The sequence below is a fragment of the Tessaracoccus caeni genome, assembly GCF_029211185.1.
Taxonomy (GTDB): domain Bacteria; phylum Actinomycetota; class Actinomycetes; order Propionibacteriales; family Propionibacteriaceae; genus Arachnia; species Arachnia caeni.
In genome coordinates, this window is record NZ_JARGDO010000029.1 from 1 (window position 1) to 23894 (window position 23894).

Genomic DNA, 23894 nt, shown 5'->3' on the forward strand with positions numbered 1-23894 from the left:
GTGCGTTTCCCCTGGTCAAGAGCCAGGTTCAAGGCTCAGATCAGTGACCCCTGATACCCTTGTTTGACCAGCGAATACGCACGATTCCAGCCGTCGCGGATTACATCTAACGTAATAATTGCTAGTTAACCTTGACTGTGACGTGGAGGTGGTCGTAGTGGCCGCCGGTGACATCGTTGGGGTCGTGCATGCCACCGCCGTTGTAGGGGCGCCAGCCCTCGGCATCGCGAGCGAGGGACCAGATCTGGCCTTGCCAGATCAGATATTCGACGCCGAGGGTTTCGGCGTTGTCTTTGAGCCAGTTCGTCAGCGCCCATCCGGCTTCGAGCTGCTGGGGTGTGGGTCGGGCGCCGATGGCGTTGCCGAAAGTGACGTCACAGGCCCGTCCGAGGGGGTGTTCGGATTTGGTGCCGGGGCGGGGCGAGTAGCAGGCCCAGGAGCTGTCGGGGTGGGCGGTGAGGGCTTGGGTGTAGACGTGGAGCATGCGGGCGGTGATCTGCCCGTCGGTGGTGGGGTCATCGACCTTTCGGTCCAGGTCCCCGTCATCGGGCCCTTGGGGTGGCGCGGGCTGGGTCGCGGCCGGGTTGCAGCCTTCCTGCTCGACCGGCGTGGTAGGGGCTGGAAGGTCGCCGGTGGTGTGCTGGTCGAGCCAGGGCTGGGGGTCGGTAAACTCACCGTCGCTGCCCCCTTGGCGGAGTTCGAAGTGCAGGTGTGCGCCGGTGGAGTAGCCGGCCGACCCGACGTCGCCGATGTGTTGTCCGGCGGTGACGGTGTCGCCGACGTTGACGTGAAAGCCGGTTTCCCACAGGTGGGCGTAGGCGGTGGCGATCTTCTGCCCGCCGATGGTGTGTTCGATGATGATCAGCCCGCCGTACCCGCCCGACATCGAGGCCTGCGTGACGATGCCGTCGGCGGCGGCGAGGATGGGGGTGCCGTCGGGGGCGGAGTAGTCCGCGCCGGTGTGGAGCTTGTTCTCCCCGGTGATGGGGTGGACCCGCATCCCAAACGGCGAGGTGGCGACCCAGGTGCCCTCAGGCAGCGGGAAAACCACACGCCCGGTCTCCGGCAACGGTGGACTGGTGGTGCTGGGGGTGGTGAGTGTGGTCAGGATCTGTTCGGCGACGGGCTCGTAGTTCGCGTACCGGTCGGGGTAGGCGGAGACTTCGACGGCTTGGGCGGCTTCGCCCTTCGACAGGGTCTGCCAGCCGGGGATGTCGAGCAGGCCGCGGGGTGAGGGGTGGTTGGGGCCAGTAGGGCCGCCGAAGAACGCGCGCGCCTGGTAGCCAGGGTCCATGAGGTCGGCGACGGTTCCCCACCCGGCTTGGGGTCGCATCTGGAACAGGCCGAGACTGTCGTGGTCGGAGGCGTCCCCGTCATTGGGGTGATTCCCGGAGTCGGGGTAGACGCTGGTGTTGGCCAGCATCCGCAGATTCGACTCGGTGAGCGCGGCCATGAGCGCGATCTGCAGCCCGTCACGGGTGACGCCTTCGATCTGGGAGCCGGTCTGGATGATGGTGGCCGCGTGGGTGAGCTGGGTGGTGTTCAGCGTGAAGGTCTGCCCGTCAGCGGTCGTCACCTCCAATGAGTCCGGCACCGGCCCCACCACCGACGGGCCAGAGGTGCTGGTGGTGCAGGAGGCGTTGGCGCCGGGGCTGAACATCAGCCCGACCCCCAGCAGGAGCAGGGCGGGGCTGAACAGCACGAGCACGGTAGCGATGACGGCGAGTTTCTTCACGGCCGGGTCACCGCAGCGGGTTGTCGAGCTGTGACAGGCGCAGCAGGTGGCAGGTGTCGTAGGTCGGCGCGCAGACCACGAACACCGTGAACTCCACCTTGTGGGCCGAGGTGACTGGTTCGCCGTTCCAGGTTCCGGTGCGGTGCCGGGTGCCCTCGATGGTGTAGGCGACCGTCCCTGGTGCGAGCTGCCCCTCGGGGGCCTGGGCAACGGCTTCGCCCCACTGATCGGGGATGTAGGCCCGGTCGATCGTCAGATACTGACTGGTGCCGTACTCACGCAGGTCCTGCCACGCGGTCCGCGAGGGCAGGTAGGCGGCGACGTCGCTGGCGAGGCCGGCTTGTTCGGCGCCGCTGGGGTCCCCGACGGCGACGATCGCCGAGGTGTAGTCCAGCGACAGCAGCCCAGTGGTGGTGTCCCACGCAAACAGCGTGGTCGCGACATTGCGAGCGAACTGCTCCGGATCAGCGCTCCGCGCAACAGGTGGCACCGACGGCGCCTCTGATGCTGAAGGGCTCGCCGTGGCGGTGGTGGTTGCGGAGGGTGACGGGCCGGTGGTGATGGTCGGTGACGTGCCCGGGGTGGGGGTGTGGGGTCCGGTGGCCAGGCCGTAGATCCCGACCCCACACACCAAGGCCGTGACCGAGCCGGCAGCAATCAGCACGAGCCGGCGACGCGACGAACGATCAGAAGTGTCCATGCCCAGCAGGTGCACCCACCCACCCCCAACACCAGCAGGCAGAAGCTAGATGGCGCGCAGGTGCGGACGCCCACCCGCCGGTCCGTCATCCCTCTCATCGACAGTGCCGCAGGCGGCGGTGGTGGTGTCGTCGGGGTTGGTGAGGGCGGCTTGGAGGGCGCCGGCGAACGCGACCGTCTGTTCGATCACGCGCAGGAACGTGGCGACCTGTTCGTCGGTGAGTTCGACGGCGAGCACGGCCGGGTCGTAGTGGGTCCACCACTGATCCAGTTCGGTCCACGTCACCACGAACGCTCGCACCGGGTACTGCACCGGCGCGCCCTCAGCGTCGTCCTTGGGCTTCTTGACCGAGGTGGGCTTCGGTCTGCCGGCGGATTGGATGCGGGCGAGGGCATCGGCCGCGGCCTGATGCAACGCCTCATCGCCAGCATCGGGGCTGGCGGTGTGGTTGCGGATGGTCTCGTAGATCGGATGGACCGGGCTACCTGCGTCGATCTGCTCCAACCCCCGTTGCGCTGCGGCCCTCACGTGTTCGGGCAGTGTCTCGTCGGTGGCGGCGTGTTCGAGGTAGCCGATCTTGTCCAGCGTCTTGTACGAGGCCCCACCGGGAATCATTCCGGCAGCCTGCTCACGAGCCTCACCGGTGGCTCCCGACGGTTCCGGAAATTTTCCGGGACCGTCGGTTCCGGGCTGGTTGTCGCTGCGGAACTGGGTCGCGGCCTTGCGACGCGCAGCATCCTCGGCCATGAGGGATTTCAGTTCGCGGTAGAGGGCGGCGGCTTCCAGCGCGGTGAGCGGCTTGTGTAGGACGTTGTCGTCTTGTTCGGCCAGCAGGTGGCCGAGACGGTCGGAGATGCCGGAGCGGACCCACACGTTGACGGTGCGCCAGCCAAGCTGCTTGATTGCCGCCAGACGGCGTGCCCCGCAGATCAGCACCCCGTCGGGGCTGACCGTCAACGGTTGCAACAACCCATCGCGCTCAATCGACGCCGCCAACGCATCGATATCACCCAGATCGGCACGGTGACGTCGGCCGACATGCAGGGAGTCGACGGCGCGGTCCAGCTCGATGTGCCCCGGGGTGCTCATGACCGCACCCGTTCCCGTCCCGGTGTGGCACGAACGATGGAGGCCACCAGGGCGTCATCACCCAACAGGTCAGCCAGGGTTTCTCCGAGCAGCAGACGCAGCAGGATCCCGCGCCCAGCCGTCGTGGTGGCGTAGGCAGGTTCGGGATGGCCCAGCAGAACCCTCAGCAGACACGTCCAGGCCGGGGCGGGGAGGTCGAGCAGTGCGCGGGCGTGTTTGTCGCGCCGCAAGGCTTCGTAGGTGCCGCGCCGGGACCCGATCCGGGCCAGGGCGTTGGTGACGTGATCCACCCCGGCCCGGGCGGAGGCTTCCGGCCAGCCCAGCAGCACGAACAAGCGGGTGGCATCCGCGACTGCTGCCTGCACGCCCGCATCCACGTCCACGTCCGCCTGCTGGTCGTGGTGGTGGGGGTCGGTGAGCTGGAACGCGGGATGGTATTCGTACAGGGGAGTTTCGCGGTCGGAGAACCGTTCGGGGTCGTGGTGGGCGGAGATGTGGGCTCGGCGGGCCTGGTGGACCGAACACAGGAGCCCTTGGGCGCGTTCTTCGTAGATGCAGGTGATCCGCACCGCATGCGTAACCACCGCCCACGGATCTGCGGCCTTCCTTGCCGCCGGCGTGCGCATCACATCAAACGCCGCCGATGCGGCCTCCCACACATCCAGGCCGTGCTTGCGCGCCAAGGGTGCGAACCGCTCCGCCGCGAACTCCAGCAACTCTTTGGCTTGGGGATTGTTGCGCCATCCGTGCTCGGCCAGGTGCTCCAACAGAGCCCGCAGCCCCTCGCTGGTGCGGAAGTCAGCCCTGTCGGGGTGCGGTGTCGACGGCGTTGTCGACGTTCTCCCGGTCTCAGCGGTGCCGGTGGTTGGTGTTGTGGTGTGGGTCATGGTGGTGCCTCCTGACAAGCAGGTGCGCACCCCCACCCCAGATGTCGGCGGCAGTGGTGTCGTGGTGGTGTTGGCGAGAGTCGTCATTGCTGGTCACCACGCTCAGCTCATCCCCACTGCGGACCGCCCCGGCACCGACTGGGCCTGGCCCCGGCCGAAGGCCGACAACGGCGCCAACCGTCCAGCCCGATCACCCACGTGCCGCGTACCCACAGTGATGCCGTGGCGAGTCTTCTGGCTCACTGCGGTCTGGAAGTGGATGCCGCGGCCAGCGACTGTTGCACCACGTCGGGCCAGCAGATCGGTGGGACGCACCCACTCCACACCCCGCCCCACCTGCCGACCCACAGGCCGGCTGGTTGTCCGGGCGGTGCGGGCCTTGACCGCCTCCGGCACTCCTTCCGCCCCCTCATCCAGCTCCGGGAAGCCCGCGTCTGGTCCGTCGATGTCGGGGGCGAGCTGCTCGTTGAGTTCTTCCGCCGGAGTCTCGGGTGGGACAAGATCGCCTCGCTCACTCACCGGCTCCTGGTCGAGGTTCTCGGCGTGGGCGCTCAGGGTGAGTTCTTCGGGATCGGGTGGGCCGTAGTCGTCGAGGACCGGCGGCTCCACCGGGTCGTGCTCGTGCTCGTGGGTGCTCATGATTCCTCCTTCATCGATGGGCTGGTGTCAGGTTCAGAACTCCTCGTTGTTGGGGAGGTGAGCCAGCGGCCCACCGTGGACGGATGCACGCTCAGCTCGGCGGCAATCTGCTTGTTCGACCACCCCTCACTCCGCAGCCCGGCAGCCCGTTCTCGCCGGCCCATCCCAGTCACAGGAGCGCCGGACCTGGTCTCCTCTACGGGGATCGGCGGGGCGGATGGCTCGTACTCGGACCGCGGTTTCTCGGTGCGTTCGGCGGGGGCGGGATCTGGTTCAGGCGAGGTCGGCGGCTCATCATCCACGCCGACCGAATCGCTGCTGTTGGCCGGGGGGAGCGCCGCCGATGCACCAGCCTCGATGCCCGGTCTTGGGCCCGGTGGGGGCTCGTCATCGGGGTGGGTGACGGTTCGCCAGATCACCGGCTGTGAATCGGTGGTGTGGGTGAGGATGACGGTGAGGTGGGTGATCGCCAGCAGCACCACGGGCGGAACCGCCGCGATCGCTGCCGCCAACAGGGCCGGGACGTCGGCGTCAGCGGCGACGATGGCGTGCAGGCCGTTGGCAGTGACCGAGACGATGGCACCGCCGATCAACAGGGCCCAGGGATACCAGGCCGCCTTCTGCCCAGCCAGAGCGACCACGGCGACGGTGGCGACCACGATGATGCCGTCGACGATCAGCGGCCACGCCCACGCCTGACCTGCCCCGATGCCCGAACGGGCCGCGAGATCAGCTAGAGAGGTGAAGGACAGCCAGAACGCCCCGATCGCGATGAACACCGTCCCCGCGACCGCTGTCCGCACTGCCCACCGCCGTGCCCTCACGCCAGCCCCCTACCCGCGCCCACCGGCACCCGCACCGGCGATGCTGCCGCTGGTTCGGTGGGCTTGGGTGCTGTGGAGGTTGTGGGGTGGGCGGTGCGGTAGGCCGACCGGACGGTGGTGGCGATCTCCCGCGGACCCAACCCCGCCACAGTAGCCGCGGCGCCCAGCACATCCGCCGCCGTGGCTGGTGTGATGTCGTGTTCCGCGGCCCGGCAGGCCGCCCAGAACAACCCCCGATTCCGCTCACCCTCACTCAAACCCGCCACCCACGCGGCCAGGCGCGACACCACCACCCCAGGCCCGCTCTGAGCCATGCCGCGATCAGCAGCGCGCGGTCGCAGGGCGGGCCGGGGGTCGAGGAAGTCCCGCAGCGCGTCACTGTCGATCCCGCTCGCCGCGCCCCGCCGGACAGTGGCCAGCCGATACGAGCCGGCATCTGTGTGTGAGGGTGGGATGACGATGTAGCCGCCATCCCCACGGAAATCCACACCGGCCCGGGCAACCTGCCACGACCGCTGCACCACACCTGGCGTGGCCGGGTAGTAGCCATGCCGTCCACCCGAGGGGGAGACCACCGTGAACACCGGCACACCTGCCCGCCCCGCATCGAGGGCGCGGCGCATGCTCTCCCGGCCATCCGCGTGCTCGCGGATGTCAACATCCACGACTACGACACCGGAGACCGCCCCGGTCGGCAGTCCCAGGTTCGCCTCCGGCCACCGCGCCCACCACTCCTTGATCTGGGCGAGGTCAGTGGAAGCGTCGTGGAACCCTCGGGCAGTGAGGGGGCGCTTCTGCCCGGGCACGCACGGAAACACCGGCACACCCGCCGAAGCAAGATCACCCGCCACCCGCCCCAGCGACCTGTCCGCACCAGGAGCGAGAAGCCGGGCCAGGTGGAAGAGGTTCGGGCTCATAGCGCCACCGCCTCACGCCCCGACACCACCCGCTCAACCGGCTCCGACACCGCCGGCGCAACCGGGGCCTGCCGTGTCGCGGCTTCGCGAGCGGGGGTGTCGCGTTCCAAGCCGGGAGGTGTGCCGTTCCCGACCTGCACCGTGTCGAGCTTCTCTAGAATCCCCAGCGCGGCTTTGCGGACCCGTTCCCCGGTGGTCTTGACCACCTCGACCGGGTCCTGGCCCGCCACCCGGGCCGCCCACGTCGACACGTACGGGACGGTGTAGCCGGAGGTGTCCATGCCATGCGCGGCACCCACCATCAACGCGACCGATTCCGCCTCGACCTCACCGATCCCACGATGCTCCCGCGCCTCACCCGCATCCGGGCCATGCAACAGGACATGGCCCAGTTCATGGGCCAGGGTCTTCACCTGCGCCGCCGGGTCCATGTCCGCACGCACCGACACCACCCGGTTGCTGTAATCGGTCAGCCCATTCGCCCCGAAAATCTCCGACGCATCCGCAACCAGCCGCAACTCAAACCCAGCAGACTGGACTTGGGCGGCGAGGCCCTCCCACACCCCAGCGGGAGCATGCCCCTCCAACAGCCGCGGAGCCGGCGGCTCAGGGATCGGCTCGCCAGTGGTCTGGGAGGCGTCCCAGACGTAGGCGGGGCGGACGCCGACCATCTTCGTGCGCACCGTCTCACCCGCACGCGGCTTCTCACCCTTCCCAAGGCGTCGCCAAGACTCAGCATCCTGCGGGGTTGCTGAGGCGAACCGTCCCGTCACCGGCGCCAGAATCTGATACCCCGGCTGCCCCTTGGAGACCTGGCGACCCAACTGCTGCCACTGCCGATACCCGGCGACATGCGACGGCACCGGGTCCGGCACCAGCCCCAGCCCGTAGGCCTCCTGGTGCTGGGTGAAGATCAGGATCGTGTTCGCGAACGACCGAGCCCTAAACCGGGCCGCGAACGCCAACGCCCGGGCCCAATCCTCACCCGAGACCAGCTGCTCGACCGCACCAGTCAGCCGCTCATGCAGCGCATCAAGCTTCGCCTCCCGCGCCGCCCGAGCATCCTTGCCCGACGTTGCCATGCCGGTCTCCTTCCGCGAACCTGCCCACCGGGTCGAAGAACCGACCCGGTGACCATCAGGTACGCCGGAACCACCAGCACTAGAAGACGGACAACAAGGAACCCCTACAGTGACCGCCAGGAACCCAACGAACCCGACGTGTCATACCCGGCCTAGCAGGTGCGCTGAGATCAGGCCATGCGTTGCTTCCAAAGATGAGCAGAATCGTCACAAGGAAGCTGCGTTTGGAATCATCAACACTGAAGCGATCTCGACTTCTTGACCACAGTGCGGGCACTTGGCGTGCCCATCAGTGAGTGGTGTGACGGGCCGAGCGCGTTGCTGAGACTGGTCACGGTACTCAGTAGGAAGGAGGCCAGTGATGCGTCGAAATTGTCGCGCAGCATTGCCTCGGCTGCGCCACCCCACCTCGTGCATCAGTTCACCGACAGGACGTCGGCTGCGCGCGAGCAGTGTCGCGAGCTGGACGCAGCGAACCCGCGTCAGGTACTTCATCGGGCTGATCCCGTACCGTCGCGCGAAAACTCTACCCAACTGAGACGGCGAAATGTGCACCTCTCTTGCCAGTGACTCCAAAGTCCATTGCACTTCCGGCCGGTCGTTGAGTAGTGATGCAGCAATCTCAGCAGGGTCAGGTTCCGCCACTTGACGTAGAGACCCCATGCGGTTGCGACTCATGGGAGCCTCCGAAGACCCATCCGCGTGGAGGTCGAGTGCTTAGCGCGACAGGGCTCGATCACTGCGCAAGAGGAGAACGATGCCCATGAACCCGACAAGGCATGCAGCCGCTGCGAGCGCCAGCGAAACCTGGTACCCCTCAGTCCCGCAGGAGGGTTCACGGGCCATGAACGCCGCGTAGATGCTGCCTAGCAACGTGACGGAGATCAGGCTGCCGAACTCGTATGACACTTCCTCGACGCCGGAGGCCATCCCGGCCCGATCAGCAGACACGTTGGAAATGATCGTGGAGGAAGCCACTGTGATCAGGACTCCAATTCCTGTGCCCGCGAGGAACAGGCTGACCGCGAACATCCACAAGTTCGCCTCCAGAACCAGGGTTGCCAGTGCATAACCCCCGCCCGCAACAACACAGCCAGCGCCGAGCAGGCGACGCGGCCCGACTCGGGAAAGCACTGAACCCGCAAGGAGGGAGGTCACCGTCGCGCCCGCCGCGATCGCGGCCAACAGGAGTCCGCTCTGCAGGGGTGAGAATCCACGAACCAGCTGGAAGTGCTGAGAAGTCACCGCCCCAACTCCGGCAAAGACGAATGTGGCCAGCCCTGCTGCCAAGACACCGGCAACGACCGATCGGCTGCGGAAGACCGAGAAATCCAGGAGCGGTGTTGGGAGTCTCCGCTGGCGCCGTGCGAACCACGAGAAGCAGACGAAACTCGTCGCAAGTGCCCCTGTAATGAACGCACCGGAGGGGGCCGATACGGCACCCTGCTTGATCGCTGCGACTAGGCCAGTCAACCCAACGAGAGCCAGCACAGAAGACAGCAAGTCCCAGGACGTTCTTGCCGATGCGCGAGCCGCTGGCGCGTACATGGCCGCCAACAAGAAAGTCACGAGGGCAAAGGGAACATTGATGAGGAAGACCGAGCCCCACCAGAACCACTCCAGGAGCAGGCCTCCCACGAGCGGACCGAAGGCAATGCCACCGATCGAGACACTCGACCAAACAGCGATGGCCACGTTGCGCTCATCCTCGTCCTCGAACGTGAACCGGATGATCGCGAGTGTCGCGGGCAGCATCAGTGCTGCACCCACCGCGAGTAGTGCCCGCGCGACGATCAGCACCCACGCGTTTGGAGAGAAGGCTGCGAGTAGGGAAGCTATCCCGAACGCGCTGATGCCAATCTGGAACACCAGCTTGTGTCCGAACCTATCCCCGAGCGTCCCGGTGCCCAGCAGTAGGCCAGTCATGACGAGGGGGTACATGTTGATGATCCACAGTGACTCACTTACGCTCGCCGACAACTCGTCCGCCAGAAGAGGCACGACCACGTAGAGAATCGAAGTGTCGACCGTTGCAAGCAGCAAACCGAGAGAGACGGCGGTGAGCACGAACCATCGTGTGCGCTGCGAGGCCGGCGCAGGGGGATCTTGAGTCATCTCAGCCTTTCAATATGCCGATACGTCGTCAGAGCGCGGTAGATTTGGGAGCCGCGTACAGGGAGCATGAAAGTCAGACTCCCGATCATTGGCGCATGTGCTCGGAGGCAAGTCGCGCGAAGATGAGGGTGTCGGTCCATTCGCCCTTGCTGAACCAGTCCTGGACGTGATGTGCTTCGAGCCGGAGCCCGACACGACGAGCCAGTGCTGCCGAGGCGCTGTTGCGGGCATCCATCTGCGCGGTGATGCGGTGGAGCCGGTAGTGGTCAAACCCGAGGGCGAGTACTGCTCGGACGGCTTCGCTGGCGAAACCTTGCCCACCTTGCGCCGGGTCGAGAACCCACCCGATCTCGCCTTGACGGTGCTCGTGATCGATGAGCCACAACGCGACGTCTCCGATCGGGACGCCGTCATGCTCGATGACCAGCGCAAGCGCGCCAGTCTCGCCATCGATGTCAGTCTTCGCTAGGCGTTCGGTGAGCTTGTCGTGGGTGAATTCCGCGGTCCATGGCTCGTCCAGCAGGTAGCGGGCAACGTCGGGTCGCGAGTACAGCTCGTGAAGCCATTCAGCATCGTCGGCGTTATGCGGACGGAGCCGAAGCCGCTCCGTCGCCAACGGCCACTGGGCGGTGGGCTTGAGATCGCGCCGGTAATGGAATAGTTCCTCGCACTGTCCTGCGGGCGTGGTCCCGACGGCTCGCTCGACCTCACGGAACCCTGCGTTCGTCAAGCACCGCTGGGAGGCCTTGTTCTCCAGGAGCGTGCGTGCTGTCAAGGTTCGCAGTCCACTGTTGCGTGCGAAGCGCGATGCCAACTCCAGGCCCCGACGAGCGTGCCCTGCTCCCCGCGCATCCGGATGAATCCAGAACCCGACCTCGGCGGCCTGGGAGCTGACGTCGAAGAGCACCAAGGAGCCCACAAACCGGTCCGTCTCGGCGTCGGCAAGTGCGAGGACTGCCAGCGTGCCGGACGACAGACCCTCAGCAACCTCGTCACGGATCATCCGTCGCACGGACTCGGGGGTGTAGTCGGGCTCGGGCAGGTGGCCGAAGCGCCGCACAGCTTCATCCTTGGTGCCGGCTGCATACGTGTCTGCGTCCAGCTCTGAGAGGGGGCGTAGGCGAGTGTTCTCAAAGGTGATCGGAAGGGTGGTGGCATCCAGCATGCGCTAAACCTAACATAGAATGGATAGCTAACTGAAGCGTGTTTGGTTAGGCTGGCGGGGTGAGCTACTGGGAACACCGCAAACCTGTTCAACGTCTCCGTGCAGTGGACGTTGGTGAGGTCGCAAGGGCCTCCGTGAGACTGCTGGACGAAGGCGGGTTGAGGGCCCTCACCCTGCGATCCGTGGCGCAACAGGTGGGCGTCGCTCCAGCCAGCCTGTACTCCCGCGTCGAATCCGTCGACGATCTGTTCGACCTCGCCCTCGACACCGCGCTCGCAGACGATCCCGTGATGTCCGAGGCGATCCGCAACGCCGACCTGCCTGCCCTGATGCACGCCTTCTTCGCGCACCTCACGACCCACCGCTGGGCCGGTCAGGTCATCGGCATGCGCGCACCCAGGGGCCCGGCGTACCTGGCCCTTTCCGAGCGGATGTGCGTCCTGCTCGAACAAGCGGGTACCCCGGATCCGCTGGGAACTGCCTACCGATTGTCCAACCTGGTGATTGGCGCCTCGCTGACCGCACCCATGGCGTCTGACGAGAAGCGCGTCGCCATTGACCCTGACCAAGCTCCTACCTATGCGCGGCTCCACGCGACGCACCACATCAGCCCACGCGAGATTCTCTCCGACGGCATCACGGCACTCCTGTCGTGAGGGGGCCTTTTGATTCGGGGCTGCCCTGCGTTGCTGATGGCCACGGGCTGGTCTCCGTGAGAGTGCGCCCAATCGCAGTGCGCCGATATTCGGACGGGCTGATCCCGACGATGTCGGTGAACTGCCGTGCGGCATGCCCACGGCTGCGCCACCCGACTTTTGTCATGGCGACGCCGATTGGAAGATCAGTCTCGACCAGGAGCTCAGCCAGCCGATGGGCCCGAATGTGAGCCAGGTACCGCACGGGCGGCATCCCGAATCGTTGTGTGAACGCTCTGCCCAGCTGTGACACCGAGAGGTGAACCAGCGCGGCAAGGTCACGGAGCCGCCAATCCCGTTGAGGTGCTTCTGCGAGCAGCCGCGCTGCCAGTTCTGTGGATGTTTCACCGGAACGGTGCTCCGTGGCACTCCTAGCTGTTGACGTGTAGCGGCAGGCCTGGTGCCGCGCAGCGATGGTCATCGACGGCGCCTCCTCGACTTCACCTGCTGCGTCTGCGCACGGTGTGCAGGCGGTGAAGAACCGGTGGTCTTGAACAAGTCCACCCATGCCTCGACGGGCAGGTCCTTCGGGAGTCCTGCAGCGGTCATGCCGTGGCGTGTCAGCCACGCCTGTGCGGTCTGTGGTGAGCCGAGTGAGGTGGTGCGTGCGAGGATTTGGGCCAGCCCGCGGCCGGGGCCGGTGTAGACGCGGTGGACCAGGGCATGGAACTGGCGTCGCCGTGTCGGGGACAGCAGCGGATGTTCGCGGCGGTGGATGGTGAGGATTCCGCCGTCGACGCCCGGACGTGGGGTGAACGCGCGAGCGGGAACACGACTGTGCAGCGTGAACTCGAACCAAGGCGCCCATTGCGCCGTCATCATCGTGGCACCGCCGACACCCGCTCTGCGCCGCGCGACTTCCCATTGCACGAGCACGATTGCATCGGTCCATGCCGGGGAGTGCAGGATGCGGCGCAGTATGGCCGTGGTCTGGTGAAACGGCAGGTTGCCGACGAGCACATGCGCAGATGTTGGAAGCCGGTAGGTCAGGAAGTCGTCGGCGACGACCTCCGCGTGCGGTGGGAGTCGTTGGGTCAAGCGTCGGGCGAGCCGGGTGTCGATTTCGACGGCTGTGACCGGTCGCCCGAGCTTGGCCAGCGGGGTGGTGAGTGCTCCGTCACCGGGGCCGATCTCGATGATCGGGCCATCGGTGGCGGTCACGAGCCGTGTGATCGTGGCGATGGTGGATGGGTCAGTCAGGAAGTTCTGGCCGTGCTCATGACGGCCACCTTGATAGGTAGGCACTGTTTGCTCCGTGGTTGTTGCGGAGCCGGGCACGCTGAAAGAGCCGCCCGGCCGTGATCACCGGGGGGCGGGAGCAACAACCTGTGGAGGGTGCTCGCCGCTGTTAGCGGCTGCGCAGACGCAGCGAAGCAGTGCCGTAGAACAACATGCCCACCAGCGTAGGTGACCCCGCTGCCGGTCAGCGACTCAATATCCCGTCTCTGCTCAAAGACGCGGAGATCCGTATCAATGCTGGCCAGTACGAATCCCGAGCTAACCCACGGCCGCAGAGCCTCGGCATCATCGAGATTCGTTTCATGAGAGACCTCGACAGATCTGCCACGCCTCTTGCAGATCGAGGTTGGGAGGCTGCTGGCTCACCTGTGTGACGACTAGGTGAGGGGTGGTGTGGGTGACGGTGTCGATGCGGGTGATGTCGGCTGGCGATGGCTACAAGTACCTGCTGCGCACGGTGGCGGCTGGTGATGGTGACCGGTCGCTGTCGACTCCGTTGACCCGTTACTACGCCGAGGCGGGCACCCCGCCGGGGCGTTGGCTCGGTTCCGGCGTCACCGGCCTGGGGCACGGTGAACTTGCCCCGGGTGCGCAGGTGTCGGAGGCGCAACTTCAGTTGCTGGTGGGGATGGGGCGGGATCCGGTCACGGGTGATCCGTTGGGGCGGGCGTATCCGGTGTACAGCTCGACAGCGGTGCGGGTCGCGGATCGCGTCTCGCAACTTGAGCCGTCGCTGAGCCCGGTGGAGCGGGAACGCTCCGTTGCGCAGATTGAGGCGGAGGAGGCTGCGCGGGGGTCGCGGCGTGCGGTGGCGGGGTTTGATTTCACGTTCAGTGTGCCGAAGTCGGCGTCGGTGTTGTGGGCGGTTGCGGACGCGGGGACGCAGGCGTTGATTGCGCAAGCCCATCATGAGGCGGTTGCGGCGGTGGTTGCGTTCATGGAGCGCGAGGTTGCAGCCACCCGCACGGGTGCAACTGCTGGGGGTGGCGCGGTTGCACAGGTCGACGTCACGGGTTTGATCGCGACGGCGTTTGATCACTTCGATTCCCGCGCTGGTGACCCGCACTTGCATACGCATGTGGTGATCAGCAACAAGGCCCGCACGGTGTTGGATGGGAAGTGGCGGAGTCTGGATGGGCGTCCTATGCATGCCGCGGTCGTCGCGCTGTCGGAACTGCACGAGGCCGTGTTCGCCGATCACATGACCCGCACCTTCGGCGTGAGCTGGGAGTCACGGGAGATGGGCCGAGACCGGAACCCGTCATGGGCGATCACCGACGTCCCCGAACAGCTGGTGGCGGAGTTCTCGACCCGGTCCCGGCACATCAACGAGGCGACCGACGTGCTGATTGCTGACTACGTGACCCAGCACGGCAAGCGCCCGTCGCCGGCGACCATCATGAAACTGCGCGCCCAGGCCACGCTCGCAACCCGCCCGGACAAGCAAGTCCGCTCATTGGCGGAACTGACCGAACAGTGGCGCACCCGCGCCAGCCAGCAGCTCGGTGTGGATGCCACCGTGTGGGCGCGCACCGTCACCGGCGGCGAGCAGCAGTTGCTGTTGCGGGCCGACGATGTGCCGTTGGATCTGATCGGGCAGGTGGGGCGCTCGGTGGTCGAGGTGGTCGGGGAGAAGCGTTCGACGTGGCGGCGCTGGAACCTGATGGCCGAAGCCGCCCGCAAAACGATGGGGTGGCGGTTCGCCACCGTTGAGGACCGCGAAGTCATCACCGCCATGGTCGCCGACGCCGCCGAACAGGCGTCCCTGCGCCTGACCCCACCCGAGCTAGCGGTGAGTCCGGTGGAGTTCCGCCGCCCGGACGGCACCAGTGTCTTTCGTCCGAAGCACTCGACCGTGTTCTCCTCGGACACCCTCCTCGCGGCAGAGGACCGTCTCCTGCAACGGGCCCGCACCACCACCGGGCCGAGTATCGACCTGACCACCGTCGAAATGATCACGAGCAAGCCTGACGCCGAGGGCCGGGTGCTCGGTCCCGACCAGGCCGAAGCTTTGGCGTCGGTCGCGGTGTCGGGTCGGGTGGTGGATGTGTTGGTGGGGCCGGCGGGGGCTGGGAAGACGACCGCCATGAATGCGCTGCGCCGGGCGTGGGAGACCTCGCATGGTGCCGGGTCGGTAGTTGGACTGGCGCCGTCGGCGGTGGCGGCGCAGGTGCTGGCCGAGGATCTGGGGATCGCCACGGAGAACACGGCGAAGTGGTGGACCACCCACCAACACACCGGCGCGACCTTCAAGGCCGGGCAGCTGGTCATCATCGATGAAGCCTCCCTCGCCGGCACCCTCTCCTTGGACCGGATCACGCAGGCAGCCGAGGAAGCGGGGGCGAAGGTGCTGCTGGTCGGTGACTATGCCCAGCTCCAGTCCGTCGATGCCGGGGGTGCGTTCAGCCTGTTGATCCACGACCGCGACGATGCTCCCGAGCTGGTCGATGTCCACCGCTTCACCCATGCTTGGGAGAAGACCGCGTCCCTGGAGTTGCGGCACGGCCGCACCCCGGTCATTGACACCTACCTGGCACACGGCCGCATCCATGATGGTGACGCCGAGGCCATGACCGATGCCGCCTACACCGCCTGGCGCCGAGACCGGCAGCAGGGTTTGGTGTCGGTGCTGATCGCCGAAACCCGCGAGAACGTCACCGCCCTCAACATTCGCGCCCGCGCTGACCTGATCCTTGACGGCACATTGAAGCCGGGCCCTGAAATCATCCTGTCCGACGGATCGGCAGCGGGCGTGGGTGACACGATCATCACCCGCCACAATGATCGGCGGCTGCGGAACCGGCACGGCTGGGTCCGCAACGGCCAAACCTGGACCATCACCGCCGTGCGCGATGACGGGTCGGTCACGATCCGCCCACCCGGGGCCCGGTTCGGCAACAGCATCGTCCTCCCAGCCAACTACGTGGCTGAGCATGTCGACCTCGGCTACGCCGTCACCGCGCACCGCGCCCAGGGCATTACCACCGACACTGCGCATGTGCTGGTGGAGCCCACGACCACCAGGGAGAACCTGTATGTCGCGATGACCCGGGGTCGAGAATCGAATCAGGCTTATGTGATCCTCGACCGGCCCGACGATCACGCCACGGCGCATCCGGGCGACAACCCTGACGCCACCGCCCGCACGGTTCTCTACGGCGTGCTGCAACACAGCGGTGCTGAGCTGTCGGCGCACGAGACCATCACCGCCGAGCAGGGCCAGTGGGGCTCGATCGCCCAACTCGCCGCCGAATACGAAACCATCGCCGCCGCAGCCCAACACGACCGCTGGGCTGCTCTCATCAAATCCAGCGGCCTCTCCACCGATCAAGCGCAAGCGGTCATCGACTCCGACGCCTTCGGCGCGTTGACTGCGGAACTGCGCCGGGCCGAAGCCAACCACCACCACGTCGACACCCTCCTGCAACGCCTCATCGCAGCGCGCGGGTTCGCCGACGCCGACGACATCCCCTCTGTCATCCACCACCGCCTCGCCAACGCCACCACCCGCCCCGCCGGCTCCGGCCGCACCCGCCAGGCACCGCGTCTCATCGCCGGGCTGATTCCCGAAGCCACCGGCCCCATGACCCCCGACATGCAACGGGCTCTGACCGAGCGCCGCCACCTCATCGAAACCCGGGCAGAAGCAGTCCTCGACACCGCCCTCCACACCCACGAGCTATGGGTTACAGCACTCGGTCCGATCCCCGCCAGCGGGCGGGAGCGGCAGCAGTGGCGTCGCCGCGCCCTGGTTGTGGCCGCCTACCGTGACCGGTACCAGATCACAGACCCGGACCCGCTCGGCACCCAACCTGAGGGCACGGCGCAGAAGATCGACCGCGCTCGGGCAGAAACCGCGTTACGGACACTGATCCGCCCGACCATCGAGAACGAGCGTCGGCGGCCCGCCGTCCAGGCGACGCGGCACCTCGACCTGTAATGGCGGGCACAAAGAAGGGGGTCTCGCACCGTCCAGAGGGATGGTGCGAGACCCCACAATCTGCCGACCGGGTTACAGTGACCGCTCCGGCGGACCAGCCGCCGGCGCCTCGCGGCGTGTGAACTCGGCCGACAGCCCCGGAGGTTGGGCGGCGCGGTCGGCGGTGAGTTCTTCGACGTCGGCAGCGGAGGTGACAAGGTGTGCGTGGCCGGTGCGGAGCAGCTCGTGCGGACCATGACTGGTGACGCTGGTGACCGGCCCCGGCACAGCCCCCACCAGGCGTCCGAGCCGGTGGGCTTCGGACGCCACTCGCAGTGCCCCCGACCGTGCGCCGGCCTCCACGACCACCGTCGCGGCCGACATCGCCCCCAACAGTCGGGAGCGGGCCAGGAACCGATGCCGCGTCGGCACCGATCCGGGAGGAAGCTCACTGACCAGCGCACCCACATCACCCACCCGATCCAGCAAGTCACGGTGCCCGCTCGGGTAGGGGCGGTCCACACCACCCGCGAGCACCGCGATCGTGTCACCACCCGCCGCCAACACCGCACGGTGCACAGCAGCCTCGACACCATAGGCGCCACCAGCCACCAGCACACGCTCACGGCTCCCGAGGTCGCCAGCCAGCTCGGCGGCGGCATGCTCCCCATACGCGGAGGCCGCCCGAGAACCCGTGACCGTCACCAAGTCCTGCAGTGGCCGCGCCAAGAACGACGTCGCCCCGCGCACGAACAGAACATAAGGGGCACGCTCGCCGAGATCATCCAGTGCCCGAGGCCACTGCGCGTCACCCGGAATCAGCGTGGCGATCCCGATCTCCTCAACCATGCGCAGCCGCTGGTCGAGCCCATCCAGCCTGCCCGGTGAAGTGAGGCGGTCGCGCCACACCTGGACGTCGACCCGGCCCAGACTAGGCACGACGGTGTCGGTGTCGAGCAGCCGAAGCGTCTCAACGGCACCCATGCGACGCAGCAGCCCTCCCGTGACGGGATCATCCGGCTCCGCCAACGTTGCCAGCACCACCCGGGCACGACGCTCATCAACACCAACACCAGCAACTCCAGACATGACGGCTCTCTCTCGACAGACTTCGCCGAAAAGGTGCGCCAACACAGCCCGCGAGCCTCGCGCGGGGGTCAGGCCATGTGTGCTGGCGAACGTGACAGCATGCGCCGGTCGCGACGCTCAGCAGTGCGGGCTCGTACCAGCCGCACCACGCTCACCGGGCCCATGACCAGGAACTTGAACGCGTTCCAGATGCACAGCAGCACCAGCAAGTGGAACCAACCCGGTGCACCGCGGTCGATGAGAATCGTCAGGATGTGCGCGACCGCGAGGTACGGGATGGCCAGCAACATCGCAGGCACGCCCCACTTCAGCCCGCGCCGCGTGCGCAGTCTGTCCAACACGATGTTGGTCGGCATGTACCGGTGCAGGAAGTCACGCGTGTGGATGCTGGCAATCCAGATCAGGCGGAACATGAGCACAGTCCTCTCCTCGTCTCCGGCGACAAGGAAACAAGAGGACCACTCTGACCGAAGCCATCGGGTCATCCACCGCATCGAACGGTGGGCCACGCAGGTAGAGGCCGCCTACACAATGTATCGCCGATGACCTTGCAGTGGAAGGGGCCAGCGCTTGTCGACAAGACCCAATGGGGCGTCATGCCATGGGAGGATCGGATCCTGGTGGCTCGTGGGGCGCTTGCGGTGCACGCTGCAGCTGCAGCACCAGTACTGCCAGTAGAGGCTCCAACGGGTGATCTTGGCGGTGCAGCCCAGGCGCACATTCGGGAAGAAATCCTGACTCCCTGCCCACGTCCCCCCCCGATCATCATGTCCCTACCGTCGAGTTCCACCGCAGGGTCCACGCGCTTGGCGACGCGCTGATCAGCAAGCCTGGTTGGGGACTTCTTGCTACCGCGCTACAGAAACAACATGGACAACTGACTCTTGACAGACATACCGGCGTCGCTGGTGGCTGGCTGGAGGTGTGAGCGAGAATGGTGATGGCCGGCGGCCGGCCCGGGAAGGATGGAGAACACGAGATGGCCAAGGTCAACTTCAAGCGACTACGCCAGGGCGCTTCGGCCCCAGCCAACACGATCACCGACCCCCGCGACCTGTTCAACGCCCTACCCGAGAAGGTCTCTGGCCTCGACTACCTGCGAGGGCCACAGGACCAGGTACTGGCCGCTTGGCATGAACGTCGCGACGAGCGTGACCTCGTGATCAAGATGAACACCGGAGGTGGTAAGACGCTAGTAGGGCTCCTCATCGCGCGCAGTTGGCTCAACGAGGGCATCCTCCCCGTTGCGTATCTTGTACCTGACGACTTCCTGACGGAACAGGTCACGACCGAGGCAAGACGAGCCGGGATCGCGACCACGAAGGATCCCAGGTCACCGGAGTACCAGCAGGGACGCGCGGTGCTTGTCGGGACATTCGCAAAGCTCTTCAACGGCCTGTCCGTCTTCGGAGTCGGTGGTAGCGTGTCCAAGCCTCCCTCCCACAACCTCGGCGGGGTAATTATTGACGACGCTCACGCCTGTATCGCTCAGGCAGATCACGTTTTCCGGCTAAGTGTCGACAACGAGTCGGATGCGTACAGCGATCTGCTAAACCTGTTCGCTGGTGACCTGAAATCGCAGTCGCCCAACGGCCTGCTCGACCTACAAGCACGACGCCGGACCGCGATACAGGAGATTCCATTTTGGTCATGGCAGGACAAGCAGGACCAAGTCTTGTCGATCCTCCATCCGATCTCGGACAGCCAGCTGAAGTGGGGCTGGCCGCTCGTCGTAGACAGCCTCCCCATCTGCACCGCCGTGATCTCCAGCGACGCGTTCGAAGTTCACCCACCGTGCCATCCCACAGAGACACTCCTCGGCTTCTCCCAGGCACAGCGGCGTGTCTACCTCACTGCCACACTGGCCGATGACTCGGTGCTGGTTCGACACTTCGGCGCTGCACCGAAGTCAGTCTCACGGCCAGTTTTCCCTTCGAGTGCTGGCGATATCGGGGAACGGATGATCCTCGTTCCACAGCAACTCGTGCCCAACGCGACGGACGAGGAGATTCGTGATCTCGTTCTAGACCTAGCCAATGACCAGAACGTGGTAGTGATCGTGCCGAGCCGCGCGCGCGCTGACTGGTGGCGAAAGGAAGCAACTCTCGTCCTGGACCGCAACAACATTCATGAAGGTGTTGAGCAACTGCGCGAGAACCCACAGCTGGGCCTGGTAGTGCTCATCAACCGCTACGACGGGATCGACCTGCCCGGCAATGCCTGCCACGTCCTAGTGTTGGATGGCCTACCTGAAGCACTCGACGGGCCGGAGCGGCTGGCACAGGCCCGGTTGACCGGATCAACGAACCTCCTTGGCCGACAAATTCAGCGCCTGGAACAGGGCATGGGACGAGCCACCCGGTCGAATGAGGACCACGCTGTGGTTCTTCTCCTAGGAGCACGGCTGGCCGAACGTCTCAATGTGCCGGAAGCACGCGGATTCTTCTCACCCGCGACGAGGGCGCAGTTGAACCTCGCGGCAGAGATCGCTAGCGAAATCGAGGCCGACTCACTAGAAGACCTTCACGACATCATGGAGCAATGCCTCGAACGAGACAAGGACTGGGTGGCCTACAGCAAGGGGGCTCTGGCGCAGGTCCGGTACGACACGTCCCCGGTTGGCGATACCGCCAGCGCTGAGCGGCGTGCGTTCGATGCCGCCATGCGCGGCGACTACGTAGAAGCAGCTCAAGAACAGCAGATGGTCGTAAATGGCATCACAGGCGACACCGCGACTCAGGCACTCCAGAGGCAGCGGCTCGCGACATACACCAACTTCTTCGACCCTTCCCAGGCTCAGCAGATCCAGAAGACGGCTCACCTCGCAAACAGACGGCTACTCCGACCCCTGATGGGCGTGCAGTACGAGCGTTTGAAGGCAGCGAGCCGCCCGCAGGGCGAGCAGGCTTCATCCTGGCTGCAAGCGAAGTACATGTCCGGCAATGATCTCTTGCTCGGGTTGAAGGCCGTCATAGATGACCTTGACTGGGGACCCCGCACGCCGCAGTTTGAGCAAGCGGTGCGCGACCTCGCGGAACACATCGGCCATATTGGTCAACGGCCCGAAGACACCCTCGGCCGTGGGCCGGACGGCCTTTGGGCGCTGCGCGACGGGACATTTTATGTCATTGAAGCGAAGAGCGGGGCCGACCACGGCCATCCCGTGTACAAGAAAGACGCCGAGCAACTCTCGAACGCCATGGATTGGTTCCGGCAGCAGTACCCCAATAGCGAGGCGACGCCACTGCTGATCCATCCGGAGGAGAGGTTCGACTCACATGCCGCGATACCGCCCGGCTGCCGTGTCATCACGACACAGCAGCTTGCCCGTCTTCGAGAGTCCGTGTCGGGCTTCGCGGCGGGTCTGGCCGCAAATGACGCCTTCCGCGATCCCACGCGCGTAACTAGCCTCCTGAACGATCACGGACTCAGCGCGGCCCACTTCATACGTCGCTTCTCGGCACGAGGGCGGCACTAACCCAGCTATCTTGCTCCTCGTCGAGGCGGGCTCAGGGCGTGGACCCAATGACGAGGCGCAGCCGGGTCTTGGTCTCGCTGCTAGCTGAGATGATGTCGTCGATCTGCTCAGCTTGCCAAGTCACCGGTTGTGATCGTTGATTGTTGAGCAGATCGACGGCAGTGCTGCGCGGATATTGGGGCTCAGGAGGGCCGAGCGGACTGGGGCCGGAGTAGCAGCCGTGGCTGCATAGGTGCTGGTTCGCGCGGCGGCGAACATAGCCCCAGTCCAGGCCATCCCGGCACCGGGCTGGCGCTAACCCTTCAACCGATCTGCGGGGACGTCTTCGAAGCCAGCCAAGTATCCGGAGTACCCGGCATAGCCTGGATACCCGGGGTGGCCCGCATAGCCCGGGTATCCCGGGTAACCGGGATACCCCCGGTATGGCTGACTAATCCGGGCCACGAGTCGGTTCCTGACGACTGTGCCGAGGTACTTGCCGTGCTTGTCAACTGCATCTGCATCTCCCCACGGGAACCAACCGATCCATTGACCGAATTTGTCGAAAAGGAAGCGCGCATCCGGCGACTGGCGAAAGGCGATGAACTCGCCGTGAGTGTTGAAGTAGCACTCCACGGCTCTCCTCTTGAGTCGTTCGCTGAAGCTGTTACAGCGGCCTATGCTGCATAATGTTACAGCCGCCACCGACAATCCCTACCCCAAACCGCGGTTGCGTGGCTCCGTGGCGCCAAACACGATTAACGGCATGACCACCGGGCGCAAATGAACCTAACGTGGCTGGGCAAAAGTGGCTCTTCACAATTGAGGGTGTAGGAGTCGGGGTCTGAATCCGCCGGTCTCGAGCAGTGAGCGAGCTATGTAGTGGCTGAGGTTGCGGAATCCGAGGGCGGAGCCGCGGAGGTGCTCGAGTCGTCCGTTCATGGCCTCGGTGGGTCCGTTGGAGGTGCCGGGCCGGTCGAAGTAGGCCAGGACGTCACCGGCTCGTCGGGCGAGGGTCCGGCCGAGTGTGCGGAGCTCGTGCAGGGCGGTGGGGACCCCGGTGGCGAGAGAGTCGATGAGCTGGCGCATGGTCGCTTGTCCGCTCGCTTTGTCGGGGTCGCGGTAGGCGGCGATCATGCGCTGGTAGACGGCCCAGGTCGCCTCGACGGCGATGTGGGTGTCGCCGTCGAACAGGGCGGCCAGGCGCTGGGTCTGCTTCTCGGTGAGCAGGTCGGCGCCGGTGTGCAGGGTTCGCCGGGCGGAGTAGAGCGGGTCGCCCGTGCGGCCCCGGTGCCCGCAGGTGTCCTGCTGGACGCGGCGCCGGCAGCCATCGAGGGCGTCTCCGGCGAGATGGACAACGTGGAAGGGGTCCATGACGGCGACCGCGTCGGGCAGCTCCTCGGTGGTGGCGGACTTGAAGCCGGTGAAGCCATCCATCGCGACGACCTCCACCGCGTCGCGCCAGGCCCGCGGGCGGTCGGCGAGCCAGGTCTTGAACGTCTGTTTCGAGCGGCCCTCGACCATGTCGAGCAGCCGGGACGGGCCGGTCCCATCACGGATCGGGGTGAGATCGATGATCACAGTGACGTACTTGTCCCCACGGCGGGTGTGCCGCCAGACATGCTCGTCGACCCCGAGGACCTTCACGCCGTCGAAGCGGGCCGGGTCATCGATCAGGACCCGGCGGCCCTCGGCCAGGACCGCGGCGTTGGCGGTGTTCCACGAGACCCCGAGCCCCTCGGCGACGCGGGCGACCGTCAGGTGCTGGCACACGATGCCCTCCAGCGCCCAGCGCAGGCCCCCGCGGGAGACCTTCGCCCGCGGCTCCGCAGCCTCCGTGGTGTCCTGGCGCCACACGTGCCCGCACCCGGTACACCGGTACCGACGAACCCGGATGAGCAGCGTCGTGGGACGCCATCCCAGCGGCTCGTGCGCCAGGCGCCGGGTAACAGTGTCCCGCGCAGCACCCTCGCACCCGCACCGCCGGCACCACCCATCAGCCTCCACGACCCGGCACTCCAGCACCGCCCGACCGGCCTCAAGGTACTGGCCGACGACATCCAAGCCAAGCCCGTCCAAACGAGCGAACGTAGTCAGGTCAGGACGAGCGAAGGTAGCGTGAGACACGTCGAGGTCTTTCGGATGGGCGGCGTAGGAACCTCCATCATCGGAAGACCTCGACCCCTACCCGGACCCCGACACGCCGCACCCCCGTGCGCACCCCGCCACCGGTCCCTCTACACCCTCAATTGTGAAGAGCCGCAAAAGTTACCGCCCAGAGCGGCTCGGAGCTCCGTTACGGATGAAACCATCCGTAGGCGTGTGGGGCGACGGCACTCGCA

General features: G+C 66.2%; 20 protein-coding genes and 1 pseudogene. 5 read left to right on the forward strand and 16 right to left on the reverse strand.

What is annotated here, in order from left to right:
• Nucleotides 1–121: 121 nt before the first annotated feature.
• The gene (locus P0D62_RS18035; RefSeq protein WP_275703945.1) at nucleotides 122–925 is read right to left on the reverse strand and encodes a M23 family metallopeptidase; all 804 of its coding nucleotides are present in this window, start codon (nucleotides 923–925) and stop codon (nucleotides 122–124) included.
• Here P0D62_RS18035 and P0D62_RS18040 point away from each other — a divergent pair.
• Both P0D62_RS18040 and P0D62_RS18045 read left to right on the forward strand, forming a co-directional pair.
• Nucleotides 899–1133 (forward strand): annotated as a pseudogene (locus P0D62_RS18040) (hypothetical protein); the annotation flags it as partial. The gene P0D62_RS18035 and the pseudogene P0D62_RS18040 sit on opposite strands and share 27 nt — an antisense overlap.
• Nucleotides 1134–1409: 276 nt before the next feature.
• Nucleotides 1410–1769, forward strand: coding sequence for a hypothetical protein (locus tag P0D62_RS18045; protein WP_275703926.1), 360 nt, complete (start codon nucleotides 1410–1412; stop codon nucleotides 1767–1769).
• Here the strand turns inward: P0D62_RS18045 and P0D62_RS18050 are convergent.
• The 10 genes from P0D62_RS18050 to P0D62_RS18090 form a co-directional block, all read right to left on the reverse strand.
• Nucleotides 1743–2435: a hypothetical protein gene (locus P0D62_RS18050; protein WP_275703927.1), complete on the reverse strand. Its 693-nt coding sequence runs from the start codon at nucleotides 2433–2435 to the stop codon at nucleotides 1743–1745. The two genes, P0D62_RS18045 and P0D62_RS18050, sit on opposite strands and share 27 nt — an antisense overlap.
• 45 nt (nucleotides 2436–2480) lie before the next feature.
• Nucleotides 2481–3524: a ParB N-terminal domain-containing protein gene (locus P0D62_RS18055; protein WP_275703928.1), complete on the reverse strand. Its 1044-nt coding sequence runs from the start codon at nucleotides 3522–3524 to the stop codon at nucleotides 2481–2483.
• Complete coding sequence (locus tag P0D62_RS18060) at nucleotides 3521–4411, reverse strand: hypothetical protein (RefSeq protein WP_048684669.1); 891 nt, start codon at nucleotides 4409–4411, stop codon at nucleotides 3521–3523. The genes P0D62_RS18055 and P0D62_RS18060 overlap by 4 nt, the downstream gene beginning before the upstream one ends.
• Before the next feature lie 102 nt (nucleotides 4412–4513).
• A complete protein-coding gene (locus P0D62_RS18065) occupies nucleotides 4514–5050 on the reverse strand; it encodes a hypothetical protein (RefSeq protein WP_275703929.1) in 537 nt (178 codons plus the stop codon).
• A complete protein-coding gene (locus tag P0D62_RS18070) occupies nucleotides 5047–5874 on the reverse strand; it encodes a DUF2637 domain-containing protein (protein WP_275703930.1) in 828 nt (275 codons plus the stop codon). The genes P0D62_RS18065 and P0D62_RS18070 overlap by 4 nt, the downstream gene beginning before the upstream one ends.
• A complete protein-coding gene (locus P0D62_RS18075; protein ID WP_048684672.1) occupies nucleotides 5871–6791 on the reverse strand; it encodes a bifunctional DNA primase/polymerase in 921 nt (306 codons plus the stop codon). The genes P0D62_RS18070 and P0D62_RS18075 overlap by 4 nt, the downstream gene beginning before the upstream one ends.
• Nucleotides 6788–7873, reverse strand: a complete 1086-nt coding sequence (locus P0D62_RS18080; RefSeq protein ID WP_275703931.1) for an ArdC-like ssDNA-binding domain-containing protein — start codon at nucleotides 7871–7873, stop codon at nucleotides 6788–6790. Before P0D62_RS18080 ends, P0D62_RS18075 begins: the two co-directional genes overlap by 4 nt.
• Before the next feature lie 207 nt (nucleotides 7874–8080).
• Nucleotides 8081–8551, reverse strand: coding sequence for a helix-turn-helix domain-containing protein (locus P0D62_RS19225; protein WP_406708281.1), 471 nt, complete (start codon nucleotides 8549–8551; stop codon nucleotides 8081–8083).
• A gap of 39 nt (nucleotides 8552–8590) precedes the next feature.
• A complete protein-coding gene (locus P0D62_RS18085) occupies nucleotides 8591–9988 on the reverse strand; it encodes an MFS transporter (protein ID WP_275703932.1) in 1398 nt (465 codons plus the stop codon).
• Nucleotides 9989–10073: 85 nt separating this feature from the next.
• Nucleotides 10074–11153 (reverse strand): GNAT family N-acetyltransferase, encoded by a 1080-nt coding sequence (locus P0D62_RS18090; protein ID WP_275703933.1) that lies wholly within the window; start codon nucleotides 11151–11153, stop codon nucleotides 10074–10076.
• Nucleotides 11154–11287: 134 nt separating this feature from the next.
• Here P0D62_RS18090 and P0D62_RS18095 point away from each other — a divergent pair, with 134 nt between their 5' ends.
• A complete protein-coding gene (locus P0D62_RS18095; protein WP_275703934.1) occupies nucleotides 11288–11809 on the forward strand; it encodes a TetR/AcrR family transcriptional regulator in 522 nt (173 codons plus the stop codon).
• Here the strand turns inward: P0D62_RS18095 and P0D62_RS19230 are convergent.
• Together P0D62_RS19230 and erm are read right to left on the reverse strand one after the other, a co-directional pair.
• Nucleotides 11790–12356, reverse strand: coding sequence for a helix-turn-helix transcriptional regulator (locus P0D62_RS19230; protein WP_370586155.1), 567 nt, complete (start codon nucleotides 12354–12356; stop codon nucleotides 11790–11792). The genes P0D62_RS18095 and P0D62_RS19230 overlap by 20 nt on opposite strands.
• A complete protein-coding gene (gene erm / locus P0D62_RS18100; protein ID WP_275703935.1) occupies nucleotides 12266–13093 on the reverse strand; it encodes a 23S ribosomal RNA methyltransferase Erm in 828 nt (275 codons plus the stop codon). The genes P0D62_RS19230 and erm overlap by 91 nt, the downstream gene beginning before the upstream one ends.
• A gap of 391 nt (nucleotides 13094–13484) precedes the next feature.
• On the opposite strand from erm, the gene mobF reads away from it, so the two are divergent.
• Nucleotides 13485–17027, forward strand: coding sequence for a MobF family relaxase (gene mobF, locus P0D62_RS18105; RefSeq protein ID WP_275703936.1), 3543 nt, complete (start codon nucleotides 13485–13487; stop codon nucleotides 17025–17027).
• A gap of 72 nt (nucleotides 17028–17099) precedes the next feature.
• Here the strand turns inward: mobF and P0D62_RS18110 are convergent, their stop codons facing one another.
• Both P0D62_RS18110 and P0D62_RS18115 read right to left on the reverse strand, forming a co-directional pair.
• Entirely contained in the window at nucleotides 17100–18095 is a 996-nt protein-coding gene (locus tag P0D62_RS18110) for a DNA-processing protein DprA (RefSeq protein ID WP_275703937.1), read from the reverse strand.
• A gap of 68 nt (nucleotides 18096–18163) precedes the next feature.
• The gene (locus P0D62_RS18115) at nucleotides 18164–18508 is read right to left on the reverse strand and encodes a sulfate permease (RefSeq protein WP_275703938.1); all 345 of its coding nucleotides are present in this window, start codon (nucleotides 18506–18508) and stop codon (nucleotides 18164–18166) included.
• 566 nt (nucleotides 18509–19074) lie between these two features.
• On the opposite strand from P0D62_RS18115, the gene P0D62_RS18120 reads away from it, so the two are divergent.
• Complete coding sequence (locus P0D62_RS18120) at nucleotides 19075–21573, forward strand: DEAD/DEAH box helicase (protein WP_275703939.1); 2499 nt, start codon at nucleotides 19075–19077, stop codon at nucleotides 21571–21573.
• A gap of 795 nt (nucleotides 21574–22368) precedes the next feature.
• On the opposite strand, the gene P0D62_RS18125 is transcribed toward P0D62_RS18120, so the two are convergent.
• Nucleotides 22369–23679 (reverse strand): ISL3 family transposase, encoded by a 1311-nt coding sequence (locus P0D62_RS18125; RefSeq protein WP_275703940.1) that lies wholly within the window; start codon nucleotides 23677–23679, stop codon nucleotides 22369–22371.
• Between the last annotated feature and the right edge of the window lie 215 nt (nucleotides 23680–23894).

Coding starts and splice junctions, on each gene's coding strand:
- P0D62_RS18120 (WP_275703939.1), top strand. CDS start 19,075: ATGGCCAAGGTCAACTTCAAGCGACTACGCCAGGGCGCTTCGGCCCCA.
- P0D62_RS18050 (WP_275703927.1), bottom strand. CDS start 2,435: ATGGACACTTCTGATCGTTCGTCGCGTCGCCGGCTCGTGCTGATTGCT.
- P0D62_RS19225 (WP_406708281.1), bottom strand. CDS start 8,551: ATGAGTCGCAACCGCATGGGGTCTCTACGTCAAGTGGCGGAACCTGAC.
- P0D62_RS18110 (WP_275703937.1), bottom strand. CDS start 18,095: ATGTCTGGAGTTGCTGGTGTTGGTGTTGATGAGCGTCGTGCCCGGGTG.
- P0D62_RS18115 (WP_275703938.1), bottom strand. CDS start 18,508: ATGTTCCGCCTGATCTGGATTGCCAGCATCCACACGCGTGACTTCCTG.
- P0D62_RS18085 (WP_275703932.1), bottom strand. CDS start 9,988: ATGACTCAAGATCCCCCTGCGCCGGCCTCGCAGCGCACACGATGGTTC.
- P0D62_RS18055 (WP_275703928.1), bottom strand. CDS start 3,524: ATGAGCACCCCGGGGCACATCGAGCTGGACCGCGCCGTCGACTCCCTG.
- P0D62_RS18065 (WP_275703929.1), bottom strand. CDS start 5,050: ATGAGCACCCACGAGCACGAGCACGACCCGGTGGAGCCGCCGGTCCTC.
- P0D62_RS18090 (WP_275703933.1), bottom strand. CDS start 11,153: ATGCTGGATGCCACCACCCTTCCGATCACCTTTGAGAACACTCGCCTA.
- P0D62_RS18060 (WP_048684669.1), bottom strand. CDS start 4,411: ATGACCCACACCACAACACCAACCACCGGCACCGCTGAGACCGGGAGA.
- P0D62_RS18080 (WP_275703931.1), bottom strand. CDS start 7,873: ATGGCAACGTCGGGCAAGGATGCTCGGGCGGCGCGGGAGGCGAAGCTT.
- P0D62_RS18075 (WP_048684672.1), bottom strand. CDS start 6,791: ATGAGCCCGAACCTCTTCCACCTGGCCCGGCTTCTCGCTCCTGGTGCG.
- P0D62_RS19230 (WP_370586155.1), bottom strand. CDS start 12,356: ATGGGTGGACTTGTTCAAGACCACCGGTTCTTCACCGCCTGCACACCG.